We start from the raw sequence: 17,271 nt of genomic DNA, 5'->3' as shown, positions 1-17,271 counted from the left end.
GTCGGGTAACAAGAACTTTTTCGGCCATACCAGGTGACGGACACCCTGGGGGGCATCTAGGCTGCTGCGTGAGGGGGCGGACAGTGGGCACGGCACAAGCGTGACCAGCCGCCGTCGAGGGGAAGGCACCGAGCATGTGGTCGATCGGCCGGCTCCCGCGCTGCCACGTGCGAGTCGCCCGACGTATGGCTTCCGGCAGCACACCCACTCGATCGCTAAACGTGACGGCGAAGAGGAACGACGACGTACCCTCGCCATAGTGCCTGGCGCGATTCGTACACACAGGGACGCGAAAACGTCCGGGCCGGGCTGGCTCAGCGGTGAAGGGAGTGGGGGACTGTGGAGTCGATCGTAGGCACGATGGTCGGCCGGGAGAACGAGCAAGAGGTGCTGTCGGCGTTCGTGACAGACGCCGGGGGCCGGTCCCTCGTACTGCGCGGCGACACAGGTGTGGGAAAGAGCGCGCTGCTGGAACACGTGGCCGACCTCGCGGCCGCCGAGAAGTACCGGGTGATCCGGGCGGCCGGGGTCGAGGCGGAGTCCGAGCTGCCGTTCGCCGGTCTGCACCAGTTCCTGTACCCACTGCTGTCCTACATCGACCGGCTGGACGACGTGCACCGCAAGGTCTTCGACATCATCTTCGGCCGGAGCGAGGGCACACCCCCCTCGGTCATGACCCTGGGTATCGCCGTCCTCGACCTGCTCTCCCTCGCGGCCTCGCAGAAACCCCTCCTGCTGGTCATCGACGACGGCCAGTGGCTGGACGCCTCCAGCACCGAGGTGTGCGGTTTCGTGGGACGCCGGCTGACAGGCAGCTCGGTGAAGCTCGTCGTCGTGCTGCGCTCCGACCTGCCCTCAAGCTTCGACACCGCCGCGCTGCCGGAACTTCCGGTGACCACGCTGTCGGAGAAGGCCTCCGAGCAACTCCTCGACATGCACCACCCGGGGCTGGACCCCCGGATCCGCCGCCTGGTCCTGGACGAGGCCCAGGGCAACCCCCTGGCCCTGCTGGAGCTGCCGCCGTACGTACGCAACAACCGGGCGGGACGCACTCCCGAGGAGATGCTCGGATACACCGGTATCCCGCTCCCCCTGCGTCTGCAACACGTGTACGGCGCCCGGATCGAGGGTCTGGGCGCCGCCGTCCGCGCGGAACTGCTGCGCGGCGCCCTCGACGGCGTCGGCGCCGGTGCGGCGGCCGGCCACACAAGAGGCACGCGCTACCGCATGGTGGAGGCCGACGAGGCCGCGGACTGCGGTCTGCTGGAGGCCGACCCGCTCACCGGCGACTTCGTCTTCCGGCATCCCCTGGTGCGTTCGACCGTCGTCCAGACCGCGACGCCCAACGAGCGGCGTGCGGCACACGCCGTGCTCGCACACGTCCACCGGGACGATCTGGAGCGGCGGGCCACGCATCTGGCGGCGTCGACGGTCGACCCCGACGAGGAGGTTGCGGCCGCGCTGGAGGCGGCGGCCGAGTCCGCGACCCGGCGCGGCGGCGCGCTGGCCGCCATGGCCTGGCTGACCCGGGCCGCGGAGCTCAGCGAGAGCCATGAGCAACGGTCACGGCGGCTGGGCAGCGCAGCGTACATCGCCGGGCACTCCGGCCAACTGGAGCAGGCCCGGCAGCTGATCCGTTCGGGCACCGGGTCCGGTACCAACGACTCCCCCAACTCGGTGGTCACGTCGGGCTATGTCGCGCTCTTCGAGGACGGGGACGTACGGTCCTCGCAGCGCCAGGTCTTCGCGGCGATCGAGTGCATGCGCGACAGCGGAGTAACGGAGGCGGACGAGGTGCTCACGCGCCTAGTCGACCTGCTGCTGGCCATCAACCAGTACTCGAGTGACGAGATCGCCTGGGAACGTGCTCACGAGTTGCTGGACGACCTGGGCGACCTGGTGTCCTCGCATTCACGGGTCTACCAGGACGCGTGGGGCGACGTCGTACGTCGCGGCGCCGGCGTGCACGAGCGTGTGGAACGCGCCTTGGTCGGCCTGCACGACCTGGAGCCGTGGGATGTCACCCGGCTTGGGGTCGCTGCTTACCACGTGGACATCCTCAGCCAGTACCGGCCGCATCTGCAGCGCACCGTGGATCGGGAGGTGGAGACGGGAGCGGTGGCCGACGCCATGACCATGCTGCACCTGATCATGCTGGACCAGATCGCGGTCGGTGAGTGGGCCGAGGCCGAGCGCACCGGACAGCGGTGCCTGGAGCTGACCGCGAAGCACCGGCACCCACTGTTCACGTATCACAGCCGCGCGTATCTGGGTTTGTTGGCCGCCTTGCGTGGTGAGGTCGAGCGAGCCCGGGAACTCCAGGCCATGGTCGACGCCTGGGCCCGACCCCGCGGCGTCGGCTTCCTCACCCAGATCGCCGACGCCGTCGGCACCACCGCCGCCCTCGCCGAAGGCGACTACGAAGCCGCCTACCTCCACGCCATCGGCATCACACCCCCCGGCAGCTTCCAGCCCTACGCACACCAAGCCTCCCGCACCCTCCTCGACCTCGTCGAAGCAGCCCTGCACACCGGCCGCGCCGAACAAGCCCGCGCCCACGCCCAAGCCGCCCACCGCGCAGGACTCCCCGACATCTCCCCCCGCCTCGCCCTCATCACCTACGGCGCCCTCGCCATGACCGCCACCGACCCCGCCGAAGCCGAAGACATGTACAACCGCGCCGAAACCCACCCGGCCGGCCCCAACTTCCCCTTCGAACTCGCCCGCATCCACCTCGCCCACGGCATCCGCCTCCGCCACACCCAGGGCAGGAAAGCCGCACGGTTGTCGCTGACCCTGGCGGCGGAGACGTTCGAGCGGCTGGGTGCGCCGACCTGGGCCGAGCGGGCCAGGGCCGAACTGCGGGCCACCGGCGCGTCCACTGTCTCCTCCTCGGCGCACCTCGCAACGCTGACCTGGCAGGAACGCCGGATCGCGGATCTCGCCGCCAGCGGCCTGACCAACAAGGAGATCGGCGAACGGATGCACCTGTCACCGCGCACCGTCAGCTCACACCTGTACCGGGTGTTCCCCAAGCTCGGCATCACCTCACGCGCCGCACTGCGCGACGCGCTGGGCAAGATCGCCAGCGATCAGGCCAAGTGACCCACACTGTGTTCAGCCTTCCGTGGGAAGTGCGCGGATGCCCTGGTCGTCGAGCCAGGCGAGCACGTAGTCGGCGACGAACCGCCACCCGTTGTCGATGACCAGGGAGTGGGCGCGGTCCGCGAACTGCTTGAGGTCGGTCGCGGCGGTGGAGTCGCCGTACACCTTGTACACGGCGCGGGTGACGGAGTCCGGCACCAGCAGGTCCTCCTGCCCGGAGATCAGCAGCAGAGGGCCCCGGTCCGAGTTGTCGTTGTCCGCCACGGCATGCGGGCTGCGCACCGCGCCCGCACAGCCCAGGTCGGCGAGCAGTCGGCGCGGGGCCGGCACTACGTAGCGCTCGAAGAGCCGGTCCGCCTCCTCCGCTTCGACGGTGTTCGCGAAGAACTGGTGGAACTGCTCCCGGGACAGGGAGACCAGTTGGTCGGCGCCGTCCTGCTCCGCGGTCCAGAGCCGAGGACGGGGATCGGGCAGCGGGACGTCGTTGATGGGAGCGGGTGCGATGGCCACTGCGGCCCGGCCGATGTCGGCGCCGAGGAGGTGCTGCGCGATGAGCCCGCCGACCGAGTGACCGATGATCACCGGCTCGATCTCGAACGAACGGACGATTTTCGTGTAGTGGTCCACCAGCGCGTTCAGACCGATGCCGCGGAGCGACTCGGGAGACTTGCGCAGCTCACGGGTGGCGGCCTCCTCCCCCGGCCAGCCGGGCGTGAAGGCAAGGAACCCCCGGCTGGCGAAGCGTTCGGCCCACGACTCCCAGGAAAGCGCGTGCAGCCACGCACCATGGATGAAGACGACGGGAGTACGGTTCACGGCTGGCTCCTCCGAGCATGACGACCGCCACACGGCGCCGGTACGCGGGTGACAGTCTCAGGATCGTTCAGCCTCAGGCCGGGGGCGACAGTCGAATGACTTAATGTCGGCGCCCCGCAGCGCCCACGGGTCCGCACGCCTTCGTGAGCGCCGGGTGGCACCCGGTGCACATAAACGGACGACTTGCCGTCGGGGCATCGGTCACTCCGTTCACCGTCGACGTCGGTGAAGCCTGACGGTCAAGTTACTTATGTACGACGATCCCGCAGCGACGAGAGTAGGTCGGGCCAGCTTCCGCCGCAGAGAAGGATCCCCTCGTCATGAGCGATAACCAACCAGGCGTACAGGCCCCCCGGACGTCTCCGTACGGCACTCCTGAGCTGATCTTGGACATCGAACGCGTGCTGGATGTCTCCGTGCGGCAGGCCATCAGGGCCGAATTCCGGTTCGACCCGGAGTCGCCCCTGATCGTGTGCGTGGAGTTCCTCATCAAGGGGGGCCCGCGCGTCCTGTGGCGGATCGGCCGCGATCTCCTCCAGCAGGGGCTGCACTCGGTGAGCGGTCTGGGCGACGTCCAGATCTGGCCCACGCACCCGGAGGAACGGGCCACCGCACGGCTTCAGCTGACCTCCGGGGACATGGCGGCCCTGTTCGAGCTGCCCGTACCGCCGCTGGCGGAGTGGCTGGAGTACACCTATGACCTTGTTCCCGCCGGTCAGGAGCTCGCCGAGATCGACTGGGACGTCGCGAGCGCGCACCTGCTTCAGGACCCCACAGCACAGACCGACTGATCACGGGAAACCGTTCACAGGGCGTTCGACCGGGCCTCGTCCGCGGAGAACGCTCAACGAGCGGAATGTCCGGCAGTGCACGACCCCGCACCGGTCTCGCAGCCGTACCTCGCAGCCGTACGACCGAAGCCTTCACACGGCCTCCTCGCCGTCCACCACCTCCCGACCGGGACTCCCTTGCCGCACCACCCGCCCAGCCCGCCCTTTCCCGGGAAGCGCCCGCCGTCCGTGCCCGAGGTCCACGGCTCAGCACTCAGGCCGCCGAGCCGTGACGAGAACGGGACCGCCCGCGACAGTGGGGAACGTACGCGTCTGCGCCAGCCCCAGCGCTTCGAGCTCCTCGCTCATGCGACGCCGTGCCGAAGCGATTGCCGCCGCCGCGCACCGCAGTCCACCGGCCGACGCAGCGACGCAGTTCGTCGTCCGCGGCCGGGTTCGTTCCCGCCACCAGCCACGCCCCCGAAACGGCGCCGGCAGCCACACCAGCGGTAGGCCTCCGGCTCGGACACGTCCGCCGCGGCCCGCCGCAGGGACAGCCGCGCGGACAGGCCGGATCTGCGGCGGCAAGCTCGCTCCGCCCCAGCTCCAGCGCCCGCTCCAGTACGTCGATGCCCTCCGCCCGCGCCTGCGGAAAGCCCTCGGCCAGTGCCAGGGCCAGCGCGCCGACGCCGGTGCTGACGTCGAGGATGCGGCTACCCTCGACGCCAGCCGCTCGGCGCACCCGGCCAGCCGCGGCACGACCTTCGCGGCGAGCCCCCGGCCGGTCGCGGCGGAAGCCCGCTCCTGGCGGAGCAACACCTCGTCGGACTGCGCGCCCCATCCGCCCCTCGCAGCGCCCGCCCCGTCAAAGGCGGCGGCCGAGGCAGCCTGCCGCAGCGAGCCGATCTGCCAGCGCACGTCGAACGGCCGCCGCTCCACCAGCCAGCCCGCGGTGGTCGGTTCGTCAGGGACCTACGCCTCGGCGCGGTCCATCGCCCGATGCGCGCGCAGCCGGCTGCGCGGCTCGGCGGCTAGGAACTCCACGTGCCGTCGCAGTCGGGCGGCGTCCGGGAGCGTCGGTTCGTCGATCATCCGGCACTCCGATTCCAGGCGGGACTAAGGACACCGGACAAGCTGACAGCCCCTCCACCGAAGGAGATGACGCGGCGCGGACGACGGTGTCCGCCCGCCACAGCGTGATCACCTCGTCCGAGAACGTGAACCTGCCGCGGTTCCAATCCCGTTGCCCCAGAGAAGAGCTCCTGCGGTCAGGGTGTTCACTGGCTGGCCTGGTCGCAGGACGGGGCGGTCGTCCTCATGCTCTTCCCCGATATGAGGACGACCGCCCCACCCCACCGGCAGCGGGCCTCAGGACTTCGGAGCGAGTACCTCGCAGTCCTCGGCCCGGGCCTCCTCCATGACGGTCAGCAGCGCGGCGGGCGGCGCGGCGATCCTGCGGGCCGCGATGTCGATCCAGGCACCGAGAGTACGCACGACGGCGGCCTCCTCACCGCTCTGGCGGTAGATCGTGTGCTCGAACCGCCACCGTGCGCCGTCTTCGCTCAGACCGATGATGCGGGAGGCCACGGTGACCACCTCTGACGGGAAGACCTCACGCCGGTAGCGGACCTCGTCGCCAAGCGTCACGGGCGCGAACCCGGCCTTCTGCACGGCCCTCGGGCTCCACCCGGATTCGACCAGGAAGCCGAGCCTGGCCGTCGCCGCGTACTCCAGGTATCTCGTATTGCGCAGATGACCGTTCAGGTCCACGTCGTCCCAACGAACTTCGAAAGTCTTCGTGAATACCTTGGACATGTGTCAGAACCAGCCCTTCCGCGCCGCGGTCACCGACCGAAGTGAAACCTCTTCTTACACGTTCCGAAGAGGGCGAGGGGTTCAGTCCGCCGCACGGACAGCGGTGAGGGCACAGCACAGGGAATCAACGTTTGTGGTGGCTTCGTGCCTCATCGGCTGGCATCAGGTGTGAGCATGCATATCTTTCATCAGGATTGCACCACATGCTCCGGCACGGCAGAGTGTTCCAACTGCCGGACCTGGCAGGCGAATCGCTTGCGGCAGTCGCGGCACGACCCGACACGAACCGGAAGAAAAACGCGTGAGCCAGATAACGGTCCGGGGATTCGCAGTGGCCTCCGCCACCGCGGTCACCGCCGTCGGAAGCGTTGTCGGAGTTGCCTCGGGCAGCACCGCGCAGCCCGGCGAAGCACAGGCAACGGCGGCCGGCACCACGCTCCTCACGGACATCCCGGCCGGTCACCAGGCCCAGGTGCAGACGACATTCCTCACCCAGCAGGCCGACGCACAGGCCATCCAGGCGGATGCGAGCGCCAAGAAGGACGCCGAGGAGTCCGCCCGCAGGGCGCCGCCAAGGCCGCGATCGCGAAGAAGGAAGCCGCGCGGGAGGCCAAGGAGCGAGCGGAAGCCAAGACCGCCCCCTCCCGGGACGCCTCCGACTTCCCCGTCCAGAGCTCCTACTCCGTCGCGCAGATCCAGGCGATGGCGGCACAGATGGTGCCGAGTGGCCAGTTCCAGTGCTTCAGCAACATCGTCAACCACGAGTCCGGTTGGAACATGCATGCTGTCAACGCCTCTTCCGGCGCCTACGGCCTCTTCCAGGCCCTGCCCGCCTCCAAGTACTCCTCTGCCGGTTCCGACTGGCAGTCCAACCCGACCACCCAGATCAAGTGGGGCCTGAACTACATGAACAGCGGCTACGGCAGCCCATGCAAGGCCTGGTCCTTCTGGCAGGCCAACCAATGGTACTGAGTTCCTGCTCCGGCCCGCACAAACGGGCCACACGTGTCTCGACGCCCAGCACATCACCCCGCACGTCTCCCCCGCCCGGCACGATCCCCGGAACGGTTACGCTCGACAGCAGACAGGTGTCGTGGCCGGGAGGACAGGTATGAGCGGGACACCGGTGGACGCCGGTCCGGTGAAGGACGCGGCACTGACCCGAGCCGCGCAGGCGGGCGACGTATCGGCGCTGGCCCTGCTCCTCGAGCGGCACCGGCCCGGGATGCGCGCCGTGGCGCTCAGCCTCCTGGGGCCGGGTCCGGATGTGGACGACGTCATGCAGGAGGCCGCGCTGGTGGCGCTCCGCCGCATCGTGGACATCCGCGACCCCGAAGCCGTCGGACCCTGGCTGCGCATGGTCGTTCGCAACAGCTGCCGGACCCTGCTGCGCGCCGCGCGCCGGGTCGAGCCCATGGAGGCGGTGCCACTGCCGTCGGACGACGAGACGCCCGAGCAGGTCCTGCAGAGCCACGCGCTACGGGACTGGATCTGGGAGGCCGTCGAGTCGCTGTCCCCGGCCCTGCGGCTACCGCTGGTCCTGCGCTACTTCTCCACCGGGATCACTTCGTACCAGCAGATAGCCGAGGCCTGCGCGATTCCCGTAGGCACCGTACGCAGCCGGCTGAGCCAGGCCCGCAGCGCCCTCGCCCAGTCGCTCACCACGACCGCGGCCACGGCACACGAGGACGCGGTACGCCGTACCGAGAACAGCTGGCACGAGGCACACGCGACCCTCGCGGCCGCCGAGCGCGGCGAATTCGGCAAGGTGGTCAAGGACCGCTACTCCCCCGCTGTCTCGCTGCTGACAGGAGGCGAACGGCTCGGCGGAGTCGACGTTCTCCTCGCGGGAATGGACTGCGACCTCTCGGCGGGCGTGCGCCAGCGCCCCCTGCACGTGGTGGCCGGCCGGTCCCTGGTCGTATGGGAGATGGAACTGATCAGCCCTCCGGACGACCCGGACCACTGCCCGCCCGGCGTCGCCTGGATCATGTCGCTGGACGGCGGCCGCTTCGACCGGGTCTCGCTGTATCACGCACCGCGCCCCGAGGCCGCCCCCACCACCATCACAGCGTGATACGGATCACATTCTTCCGATCGAACTTCCCGGATCCGGGAGCGTCCTGTCGGTGTTCCTGAAACCTGCGGACCTCACGGAGATCCCGATGAAAACTGCCACCACGCACACCGACCCCCTCTCCCCCGGAACCCACGCCTACCGCACGGGCGGAATCGTCCAGCGCTACCACGTCCACGGCAACGGCCCGGTGTGCGTGGCGCAGTCCGGTGGCCCCGGTATCCACTGGGACTACATGCGCATGCCCGCCCTCGAAGAGCACCTGACGATGGTCTACGTCGAGCCCATCGGTACCGCAGAGGACAGCCGCCTCCCCTCGCACCCGCACGGCTACACCCGGGAGCGCTACAGCCTCTTCCTGCAGGCACTGATCAACCGGCTCGGTGTACCGAAGGTGCACCTGCTGGGGCACTCGCACGGCGCCTTCGTCGCCGCCTACCACGCCCTGCACCGCGCGGAGCAGCTCGCGGGCGTCGTGCTGTACGAGGGCGCACCCGTCACCGGGCCCGAGCACGGCGCGGAGGCGGGCCGCAGGGTGGAGGAGTTCGCCGCAAAGTACGCCGACCACCCCGGACTGCCCGGCGTGATGGCCGCGTTCGGCGCGATGGCCGCCATCTCCAGCGACGAGCAGACAGAGGCCGTCGCCCGAGGTGTGCTGCCGTCGTACTTCGCCGACTACTGGGGCAACGAGGAGCGGCTCGCCCCGTTCCGGGATTCGGTCCGGGCCACGTACATTTCGGGCCTGGACGCGGATCTCACGCCCGAGGCCATCGACGACCGGGCCGCCCTCAAGAAACTGGAGGTACCGGCTCTGGTCATCGTGGGCCGACACGACGTGATCTGCGGGCCGCGCTGGGCGTTCGAGATGGACGAGCTGATCCCCGACTCGCAGTTGCTGGTACTGGAGAACAGCGGGCACATGGGGCACATCGAGGAGCCCGAGCTGTTCGCGGACGCGGTCCGTGACTTCGTGCTGCGGAACAACCTGCGGGACGGGGCCGTGTAGTCGGGCGGCGAGCTCTCACCACGTGCGTCGCCCCGACTTCGGGTCGACGCACGTGAACCCCGTACCCGGTCCGCCTCGTGCTAGTAACGGGGTCTCCTGTACCTCCGGCGACAAGAGCACCGTGACGTGCCGTGATGAGAAATCGCCTGGAAAAGTGTCAGGGCGCCGACGCTATGGCGACCGAGCCACCACACTGCGACCTCGGCGTCTTCGATCCCGGCTTCTTCGGGGCGATCGTACGCGGGTCGACGGCCTCGCCCGGGGCGCCCTCGCGGTAGAGGCCGTCGGGCAGGCTGTCGCGGTCATGCGGAAGCAGAAAGAAGACCCGGCGCTTGTACAGGCCGCTGTCCGGATCGGGAGAGGCGTCCTCGTCCAGCCGCACGTAGCCCACCATGCGCCCGTCGCGTGCGTACGGCGGCTTGGTGTTGCGCCGCCTGGTCTTGTCCAGTGCCTGACGGACGTAGTCCAGGCTCTCCAGGTTCTCCAGCCACACCACCTCGGCCTCGTGGATGAGGTCGCTCTCGGTCAACAGCGAACTCATGGCTGCAGCCCCTCCTTCGTCGGCGTGCTCTCCGGCCATAGGCGCATGGCCGGACATCTGTCCGTGTCACTCCGGCCCGCTCGCCGCCAAGTGACGGGCCGCTCTGTGGGGGCCACCGCATGCGGGGCCTGGCCACCATGGTAGAGCTCACGACCACAAGGGTGTAGGGCACGTGGTGTGGATGGCTGACCTACGACAGCCGTCATGCGTGCTCCAGCAGGGCAATTCCGGGGTAGTACTTCCGGCCGTTCGACTTGATCATGTCCGTCGGCGAGGTCACGCCCACCTCTTGGCGGACGCGGTTCGCGAAGGCCCTCGGGGTCGCCGGCCGGATCCCTTCGCCGGCGTTGCACCAGGAGCTGTACTCCGTGTACAGCAGCCCCTGCTCCACCCTCAAATCCTTTGCGGATTCGCCGTCCCGGGTGCAGCACTCGGCCAGGAAGCGGCCGATGTGGTCCTCGGTGGTGGCGTACGCCGTCGTGGCGATACGGACTCTGTCAGGGCCCTCCAGCGGGTCTCTGGTGCGCAGATAGCGCTGGGCGCCCTCGATGAGCCATTGGAGGATCCCGGGGCCCTCGTCACGGACGAGCTCGAAGGCGAGGTTGTCGATCCTTCGGTGCGCGGGGACCGTCCGGGTGAAGGGCAGCAGCCGGATACGCCGCCAGAAGGCGAAGCCACCGGTGGAGACCTCCGGTCGGTGGTTGCCCAGCAGCCACAGATGGTGGGTCGGGGTGAACGAGAAGTAGTCCTGCCGCATACGCCGGGCCTTGATCTTGTCGCCGCCCGTCAACAGCCGGACCCGGGCCTCGTCGAACTTGTCGTTGGGCTTCAGCTCACTGCACACGATCAGCCGCCGCCCGTGCAGTTCAGTCAGCTCGGTTGAGTGCTCCGAGAAGGCACCCCGGTCCATCAGGAAGCCCGGCGGAGCCGCGTCAGCGTAGTCGCCGAGGATCTGGATCATGATGTCGAGCAGCACGGACTTGCCGTTCTTACCCTCACCGTGCAGGAACGGCAGCACCTGGGCACCGACGTCACCCGTGATGGAGTACCCGAGCAGCAGGTGCAGGAAGTCGATCATCTCCCGGCCCTCGTCGTCGTCCCCGAAGGTGTCGAAGAGGAAGCGGTGCCAGCGAGGCGTTTCCATGTCCTCCGGGGCGACGCTGGTGGCACGGGAGTGGAAGTCACGGGTGGGGTCGGCCTTGCGCAGATGCCCGTTGTGCAGGTCGACGACACCGACAGGCGTGCACAAGGCGTAGGGATCGCCGTCCAGCCGGTCGGGATCCACCGAGATGTCCGGCGAGGCCTTGGCCTGCGTCAGGAGCGCCTTCAGACCGGTCGTGGACAGCGTGCGCCGCTTGTGCTGCGCGAGCTCACGGTCACTGAAGACTCCGCGCGGGTCCGTGTCGGGCATGTCCTCGGCCATCTCCCCCGCGGCCCACAGAGCAGCCTTCTCCCCTCCCCCGCGCTTCCATCGGTAGCCGTCCCACGCGAACCAGCCCAGACCCTCCACATGCCGGAACTGATCCTGGTGCAACTGCACGAAGAGGCGGGCGTTCCCGCGGTCGGAGAGGGACGGAGGCAGTGGTGCCGAGGCACCGATGCCGCTATGGGCTGGAGAGGCCACAGAAGCGCCTATAAAGCCCTGTGCGGGCAGCCGGATGGGTCCTGGGACAGGGGTCGCCACCTGGAGGTCGAGCATCTGCTGAGCGGCGGCCTGCGGGTCGAAACGCGGTGAGCCTTCGGCGCTGCTGCTCATGGACGTCCTTTGAGGTGAAGAGGGCGGACGAACCCTACGGCAAGGGCGTCGTCAACGATCTTTTCATTCCGGGACTGCTGCCAAGGGCGGGCATAGTGGGCGACACGGATAAGTCGGTCACGAATGGCGGCGTGGTCCACAAGCCCCGCTCCGACCAGCCCTCCAGCCGTGTAGGCAGCCCTGTTGAGCTTCTCCGTGAACCCGGTCCCTTCCGAAGCGGCGGCACACTGCGCGACCTGTGCGATGAGCGGGTCGATGACCTGATGGGGGGCAGCGGTGCGCCGACGGCCACTCGCAGGAGGAATGACTGCAGCCATGCCCTCGCCGGAAGGCGCCGGAGCCGGACCGGGGGGCTCGACGACATGCCCCGTACGCCTGAGTTCGCTCCGAAGCCACTCCGGCAGCACGGCCGGCTGCCGGGCAGCACCCACCGGACGGTAGACACCCTGCGGCGTACGTGTGCCGGGAGCAACGATGTAGCCCCCATGGGCACGGACGTCGACCTGCCAGGCGAGTGCCGTGTTCCGACCGGAACCGGTGGAACACCGGTAACGGATGGACGGCTCTGGGTTCCGGTACCAGACATGCAGACCACCGGAGGGCGTCCGTACCCGCAACGTCGTCTCGTCTTGCGCCGGGTCCTGCTCGCCCCGGAAGGCCGCGAGCAGCGCCAACGTGTCGAAACCCGAGGCAAGGCCGTCGAGCTTCACCTGATCGGGGATCAGAATCCCGGGCAGTAGGTGTGCTCTGTCGGCGACAGCCACCTGGTGCGCATCGATGTCGATCACGACAAGTCCAGCAGGCCCGCAGGCGACACCCACGCCAGCGGCCGGGGCGTCGCCCCACCACCGATCGACGAGCCCTGGATCGGTGGTGGCGCAATGAAAGCCGTGACAAGGCCGCCCTGCGGGGATACAGGGGCAGGAAGCCGGATCGTGCCTGCCGGGAGAGGGCCTGGCCCCTGAGCAGGCAGGACAGTTCCTGACAGGCGTCTTCCGACCTGGGGACAGAGGATGGATCGGCCAGCCCTGCGCGGCACACCACCGGGCGACGGCATGCGGCGACGCAGGCGCGACGGTGGCAGCACTGTCGCGGTCCTCGCCTTCACGGGGCACGGGAATCGTCCTCGTCACTTCTGCCTGCCCGATCACTTCACACACCTGACGGGCATCACCCCGCCAGGGACCAAAGGGACTCTGATGCGAAAAGAGTGTACGGCCCACGATCACAAAGAGAAGGCTGTCCCACGGGCGTGCCGTTTCCATCAGGTCTCTGGGTCCCTTGGCCGACCGGCTACCTCCCACCCTAGGGGCTGAAGGGACCGAAGAGCGGGATGGGTTCGGACTTCCGCCGAGGGACCGTCGATCCCCACACGGGCAGGGACCGAGGGGCCAGGGACCAAACGACAGGGCCTGAAAAAAGGGCAGTCCCCGGACAGGGACTGAACATCACTGCAGGTCAGAGCCGTATACCCAACCAGAACAGGGACTGTAGGGACTTAACGTCGCCATTATGAGCTGTACTTGATGTGTGTCTTGCATGCGCGCGCGCGTACGAATGCATCTCTTGTCTACGTCATAATGGCAAGGTTCAGTCCCTACAGTCCCTGATGGAGGGGGTGAGAGTGCCCTGACCTGCGAAAACGTGAGGGACTAAGGGCCAGGGACCGAAAGGGTCACGGTCCCTCACTGAGCCCCTTCTGCGTCCCGGGCAGAAGTCTGTCCCCGCCCAGGCATGGTGAGCTCCGCCAGGGACTGAGGCAGTTTGGTCCCTGGGCATGTAGTACGGAGCCTCTCCCCGGCAAAGAGGCGGTGAACCTTTCAGTCCCTTGATTCCGTTCCCTCGGCGTGGGAGGCAGAGGTTGGTCATTGAGCGCTCAGTGGCGGCTTTTGCCCCAAGGGAGCAGGTTCCCGTTCCCCCCGGAGGGGAAGGCCTCCCCCGGCAAGGCATTTGGCCCGCCCTGCGCGTTTCCGGTCGTTTTGCTCGACAAGTGTGAGTACAGATGCCCTGCGGCTGGCCTCCAGTCCCTCCCATCCAAGGCGCCCCTCCTCAGGAAGAGTTCAGATCTCGTCCCAAGGAAGTGGTGTAGCTGGGCGTGGTCCCGTAACGCGCCGGGTGTCTGCGCTGCGGGTGCATTCATTGACCGTGCGTGCTCCCTGAGGGAAGGCCGTCGCGCACGTCTTCCTGGTGAAAACAGGGTGGTGTACGAGCGCATCGAGGAGCTCATCGATGCCGAGGCCCCCCATGTGATCGTTGCCGCCTGGGCGAGCACTCCGACAAGCGTACGCAGGCCCTCATCAGCGTGGTCGCCACTGCCCCCCTCCTCGGGGTCAGCCCCCGGCGGGTGGAGAAGCTCGCCGCGTCCCTCGGCGTCACCCAGCTGTCGAAGTCTCAGGTCTCGGCGATGGTCCGGCCCCTGGACGAGCAGGTCACCGCGTTCCGCAACCGGCCCCTGGATGCCGGGCCGTATGTGTTCGTCTGGGTGGATGCCCTCACGCAGAAGGTCCGCGAGGGCGGCCGCATTATCAACGTCCACGCGCTGATCGCGGTCGGCGTCAACGCCGACGGCCACCGCGAGATCCTCGGCCTGGACGTCGCCACCGCCGAGGACGGCGCCGGATGGCTGGCCTTCCTGCGCTCACTGATCGCCCGCGGGCTGTCCGGCGTCCAGCTCGTCGTCTCCGACGCGCACGCCGGCCTGGTCGACGCGATCGGCGCCGTGTTGCCCGGCGCCTCCTGGCAGCGGTGCCGCACCCACTGAAGCCGTAAAGAATCAACCTGTCGGCGTGTCGGTTTCTTCATGCGCGGCGGCAAGGAGATCGGGGCCGGTGCGGTAGCGGGTCGTGGCCGGGGGCGGGAGGAGTCCGCCTTCTGCAAGCAGGGGCCGGATCTCGCGGACGACGTTCCCGATCGAGGACCTGCTAACGTCCCCCAGCGCGGCGGCGAGGATGTCCAGGGTGCACAGTTTCCGCAGGTAGAGGATGGCGACGACGACGCGTTCTCTGTCGCCGAGCTTCTGCGGGAAGACGCCGCCGCGGCTGCCTGGCTGACGATCGGCGCCCCGACGCTGGTAGGAGGCCCGTTCGACCTGGGCGACCTGGCGTGGGGCAAGGCGGCAGGTGAGTGCATCCAGGTCCGTGCGGGACATGCCGGTAAGCCGTGGATGGGACAGGCTTTCCATGATCCGGGTCCGCGGTGGGGTCTTGTCGGTGTCGAGGAAGGCCATCAGCGTGTGCGCCGTGGTGAACCGGCTAGGGGCGTATCCGGGCTGGTGGCCGTGGTCCTCCAGGACCCGGCGGGTCTCGGCGATGAGGTGGCCGATGCAGGTGGGGGTCACCTCCAGCATGTCGGCCAGCAGCTTCATCGAGCAGACCTGGCGCTGGTAGAGGAGGGTGAGCATCACCCGGGTGGCGTCGTCGAACAGCGGCTTGGCCCGCTGGTTTCCGGTGGCGCGCCGGGCGCGTCCGCCGCGCTGTTCGCTATACCTTCCCTGGGCCCGGGCGGCTTGCAGTGGGGCCAACTCGGCGCATAGGTCCCGAGTTCCGTACTGCTCAGCCCGGTCAGGCGCGGGTCCGCCAGGCGGGCCAGAAGTTCGCGGCGTCGGCCGGAGACGCCGTGCGCCTCGCCGACGGGAAGGGCCTGTGGCGCGGAGGTTTCGGGCAGCAGGGTGTAGTTCCACTGGCCGTGAACCTCGTGCCGGACCAGCGGCAGTGCGGCGAAGCGGTCCTTGCTGATCGCGATGCCGGTGGGGTAGTCACCGGGATCCAGGTGGGCCTCGACACGCAAACCGGCCCGGGTGCGGGTGGCGGCGATCGTCTCGATGACGACTTCGTGGCTGGTCAGCGGCCTGCCTCGCCAGTTGTGGGTGATGTGTGAGAACAGCCGGTGCTCGATTTTGTTCCATTTGCTTGTGCCCGGAGGAAAGTGACACACCGTGATCGTCAGGCCCGTTTCGGCGGCCAGGGCGGCCAGTTCGCTCTTCCAGACTCGGTAGCGGTAGCCGTTGGAGCCGCCCGCGTCCGAGGTGATCAGCAGCCGTGACGCCTTCGGATGGTCGAGGCTGCCGCGACAGCGCCACCAGCGGCGGATGGACTCGACCGCGAAGACCGACGTGTCGTGGTCAACACCGACGTTGACCCAGCCGGTGTTGCGGGCGATGTCGTAGGTCCCGTACGGGATCGCCTGCTGAACGTCCGGACCGCTGAAGAAGAAGTGATGGTCCTCCACCTCGACAGGCTCGCCCCTGGGCCGCCACTCGCGGCCGGCCATGGGCAGCCGTCCGATCTGCTCCCGCTTCTTAGTGTCCACGCTGATCACCGGCTCGCCGTCGGCCTGGTGCTGCTTGACCTGCTCGTTGATGTAACGGAACTGGGCATCCCGGTCGGGATGCTGGGCACCCTCGAGGGTCTTCACGTTCGCCTGCAGGCTGAAGCCCTCCTGCTTGAGCAGCCGGCCCACCGTCGGCGCGGACACCGGATGCCCCTGCCGGGTCAGCTCTTCGGCCAGGTTGCGCAGCGACTTCGCCGTCCACCGCAGCGGAGACTGAGGATCTCCCCGCTCGTCCGGCTCGACCAGCCCCAACAAGATTTTGAGCAGGCCAGGATCGTTGACTTCGGCCCGCTTGCGGCCTCCGCCCGGTGTACGCACCCGGCCGCCCGGCAGCGGCCCGGCCCCCGCTTCCAGCTCCAATACTCCACGACGCACGGTCGTCTCGCTGACCTGCGCGATCCGCGCCACCGCCCGTATGCCGCCGTGCCCGATCAGACGGGCCTCGGCCGCCAGGGCCAGTCGCCGCTGCCTCTCGTTCAAATGCGGCAACAACACCGAGAACCTGTGATCACGTGTGGTGTATCCGGCTCGCACGTTTCGGTCAGGTGGGCTTTGTAGCCGGTCCACCCCACCGTTGCGCTTGATGCCATAGCGGGCATCCGGGTCGTAGGGGCTGGCCTGCCGTTCTCCAGCTGGCGATAACTCGTTGGCCGTGCGCCATCGCAGCTGACCGGAGTCTTCCTGGCGGTAGTGCTCGTCCCAGATCCGCCGCAGCGTCCTGATGGCGGGAAGCTCCCCCAGCCACGGCAGGATATCGGGAGCCTCGAGAAGTGCCAGCAAGCTGGCACCACCCGCACCGATGTTTTCGCAATAGGCAAGTCGCTCCGCGTCGTCCTTGGGTAGCCGGTATTCCTCCGCCCGATGCGCGTATCGTTCCGCCCAGTGCGGTTCGCTGTGGGCGGTGAGCCAGTCGGGGACCACGGCGGCAAGCGCCTCCAACGCCGCCCGCAGTGTCTCGCCCACAAGCTCCAGCCGTTTGAGCGTGCGGACTGCGCCGATGACGTGGGTGGAGTCCGCACGCTGCCGTCCGCCGGCATTCAGCAGCCCCGCCTCTCG

At 68.5% G+C, this 17,271-nt stretch carries 9 protein-coding genes and 3 pseudogenes; 6 read left to right on the top strand and 6 right to left on the bottom strand.

What is annotated here, in order from left to right:
* Positions 1-360: 360 nt before the first annotated feature.
* Positions 361-3,105, top strand: a complete 2,745-nt coding sequence (locus ACFY4A_RS23090; RefSeq protein ID WP_390831261.1) for an AAA family ATPase — start codon at positions 361-363, stop codon at positions 3,103-3,105.
* A 12-nt stretch (positions 3,106-3,117) separates the two neighbouring features.
* On the opposite strand, the gene ACFY4A_RS23085 is transcribed toward ACFY4A_RS23090, so the two are convergent.
* Positions 3,118-3,921: an alpha/beta hydrolase gene (locus ACFY4A_RS23085; RefSeq protein WP_390729853.1), complete on the bottom strand. Its 804-nt coding sequence runs from the start codon at positions 3,919-3,921 to the stop codon at positions 3,118-3,120.
* Between the two features lie 320 nt (positions 3,922-4,241).
* On the opposite strand from ACFY4A_RS23085, the gene ACFY4A_RS23080 reads away from it, so the two are divergent.
* Positions 4,242-4,712: an SsgA family sporulation/cell division regulator gene (locus ACFY4A_RS23080; protein ID WP_390831243.1), complete on the top strand. Its 471-nt coding sequence runs from the start codon at positions 4,242-4,244 to the stop codon at positions 4,710-4,712.
* A gap of 1,347 nt (positions 4,713-6,059) precedes the next feature.
* On the opposite strand, the gene ACFY4A_RS23075 is transcribed toward ACFY4A_RS23080, so the two are convergent.
* On the bottom strand, positions 6,060-6,506 hold the full coding sequence (locus tag ACFY4A_RS23075; RefSeq protein WP_390729855.1) for an acyl-CoA thioesterase: 447 nt from the start codon (positions 6,504-6,506) through the stop codon (positions 6,060-6,062).
* Positions 6,507-6,807: 301 nt separating this feature from the next.
* Between ACFY4A_RS23075 and ACFY4A_RS23070 the strand changes: the two are divergent.
* The 3 genes and pseudogenes from ACFY4A_RS23070 to ACFY4A_RS23060 all read left to right on the top strand — a co-directional run bounded on the left by ACFY4A_RS23070 (position 6,808) and on the right by ACFY4A_RS23060 (position 9,589).
* Positions 6,808-7,478: pseudogene (locus ACFY4A_RS23070) on the top strand (transglycosylase SLT domain-containing protein).
* 139 nt (positions 7,479-7,617) lie between these two features.
* A complete protein-coding gene (locus ACFY4A_RS23065) occupies positions 7,618-8,583 on the top strand; it encodes an RNA polymerase sigma factor (protein WP_390831242.1) in 966 nt (321 codons plus the stop codon).
* An 88-nt stretch (positions 8,584-8,671) separates the two neighbouring features.
* Positions 8,672-9,589 (top strand): alpha/beta fold hydrolase, encoded by a 918-nt coding sequence (locus ACFY4A_RS23060; RefSeq protein ID WP_390831241.1) that lies wholly within the window; start codon positions 8,672-8,674, stop codon positions 9,587-9,589.
* A gap of 157 nt (positions 9,590-9,746) precedes the next feature.
* On the opposite strand, the gene ACFY4A_RS23055 is transcribed toward ACFY4A_RS23060, so the two are convergent.
* The 3 genes from ACFY4A_RS23055 to ACFY4A_RS23045 form a co-directional block, all read right to left on the bottom strand.
* A complete protein-coding gene (locus ACFY4A_RS23055) occupies positions 9,747-10,130 on the bottom strand; it encodes a DUF6009 family protein (RefSeq protein WP_390729858.1) in 384 nt (127 codons plus the stop codon).
* A 202-nt stretch (positions 10,131-10,332) separates the two neighbouring features.
* Positions 10,333-11,886 (bottom strand): phage/plasmid primase, P4 family, encoded by a 1,554-nt coding sequence (locus tag ACFY4A_RS23050; protein ID WP_390831240.1) that lies wholly within the window; start codon positions 11,884-11,886, stop codon positions 10,333-10,335.
* Complete coding sequence (locus ACFY4A_RS23045) at positions 11,883-13,001, bottom strand: bifunctional DNA primase/polymerase (protein WP_390831260.1); 1,119 nt, start codon at positions 12,999-13,001, stop codon at positions 11,883-11,885. Before ACFY4A_RS23045 ends, ACFY4A_RS23050 begins: the two co-directional genes overlap by 4 nt.
* A 1,169-nt stretch (positions 13,002-14,170) precedes the next feature.
* On the opposite strand from ACFY4A_RS23045, the pseudogene ACFY4A_RS23040 reads away from it, so the two are divergent.
* Positions 14,171-14,644, top strand: a pseudogene (locus ACFY4A_RS23040) (transposase); the annotation flags it as partial.
* Between the two features lie 15 nt (positions 14,645-14,659).
* On the opposite strand, the pseudogene ACFY4A_RS23035 reads toward ACFY4A_RS23040, so the two are convergent.
* Positions 14,660-16,749, bottom strand: a pseudogene (locus ACFY4A_RS23035) (ISAzo13 family transposase).
* Positions 16,750-17,271 lie beyond the last annotated feature (522 nt).

Source organism: Streptomyces sp. NPDC001292, assembly GCF_042896465.1.
In the GTDB taxonomy this organism is placed as follows: domain Bacteria; phylum Actinomycetota; class Actinomycetes; order Streptomycetales; family Streptomycetaceae; genus Streptomyces.
This window is presented reverse-complemented; position numbering and strand designations above follow the sequence as displayed.

Bases quoted from the DNA above. Each gene is read 5' to 3' on its own strand.
- ACFY4A_RS23075 (WP_390729855.1), bottom strand. From the start codon at position 6,506: ATGTCCAAGGTATTCACGAAGACTTTCGAAGTTCGTTGGGACGACGTG.
- ACFY4A_RS23055 (WP_390729858.1), bottom strand. From the start codon at position 10,130: ATGAGTTCGCTGTTGACCGAGAGCGACCTCATCCACGAGGCCGAGGTG.
- ACFY4A_RS23050 (WP_390831240.1), bottom strand. From the start codon at position 11,886: ATGAGCAGCAGCGCCGAAGGCTCACCGCGTTTCGACCCGCAGGCCGCC.
- ACFY4A_RS23090 (WP_390831261.1), top strand. From the start codon at position 361: ATGGTCGGCCGGGAGAACGAGCAAGAGGTGCTGTCGGCGTTCGTGACA.
- ACFY4A_RS23065 (WP_390831242.1), top strand. From the start codon at position 7,618: ATGAGCGGGACACCGGTGGACGCCGGTCCGGTGAAGGACGCGGCACTG.
- ACFY4A_RS23060 (WP_390831241.1), top strand. From the start codon at position 8,672: ATGAAAACTGCCACCACGCACACCGACCCCCTCTCCCCCGGAACCCAC.
- ACFY4A_RS23080 (WP_390831243.1), top strand. From the start codon at position 4,242: ATGAGCGATAACCAACCAGGCGTACAGGCCCCCCGGACGTCTCCGTAC.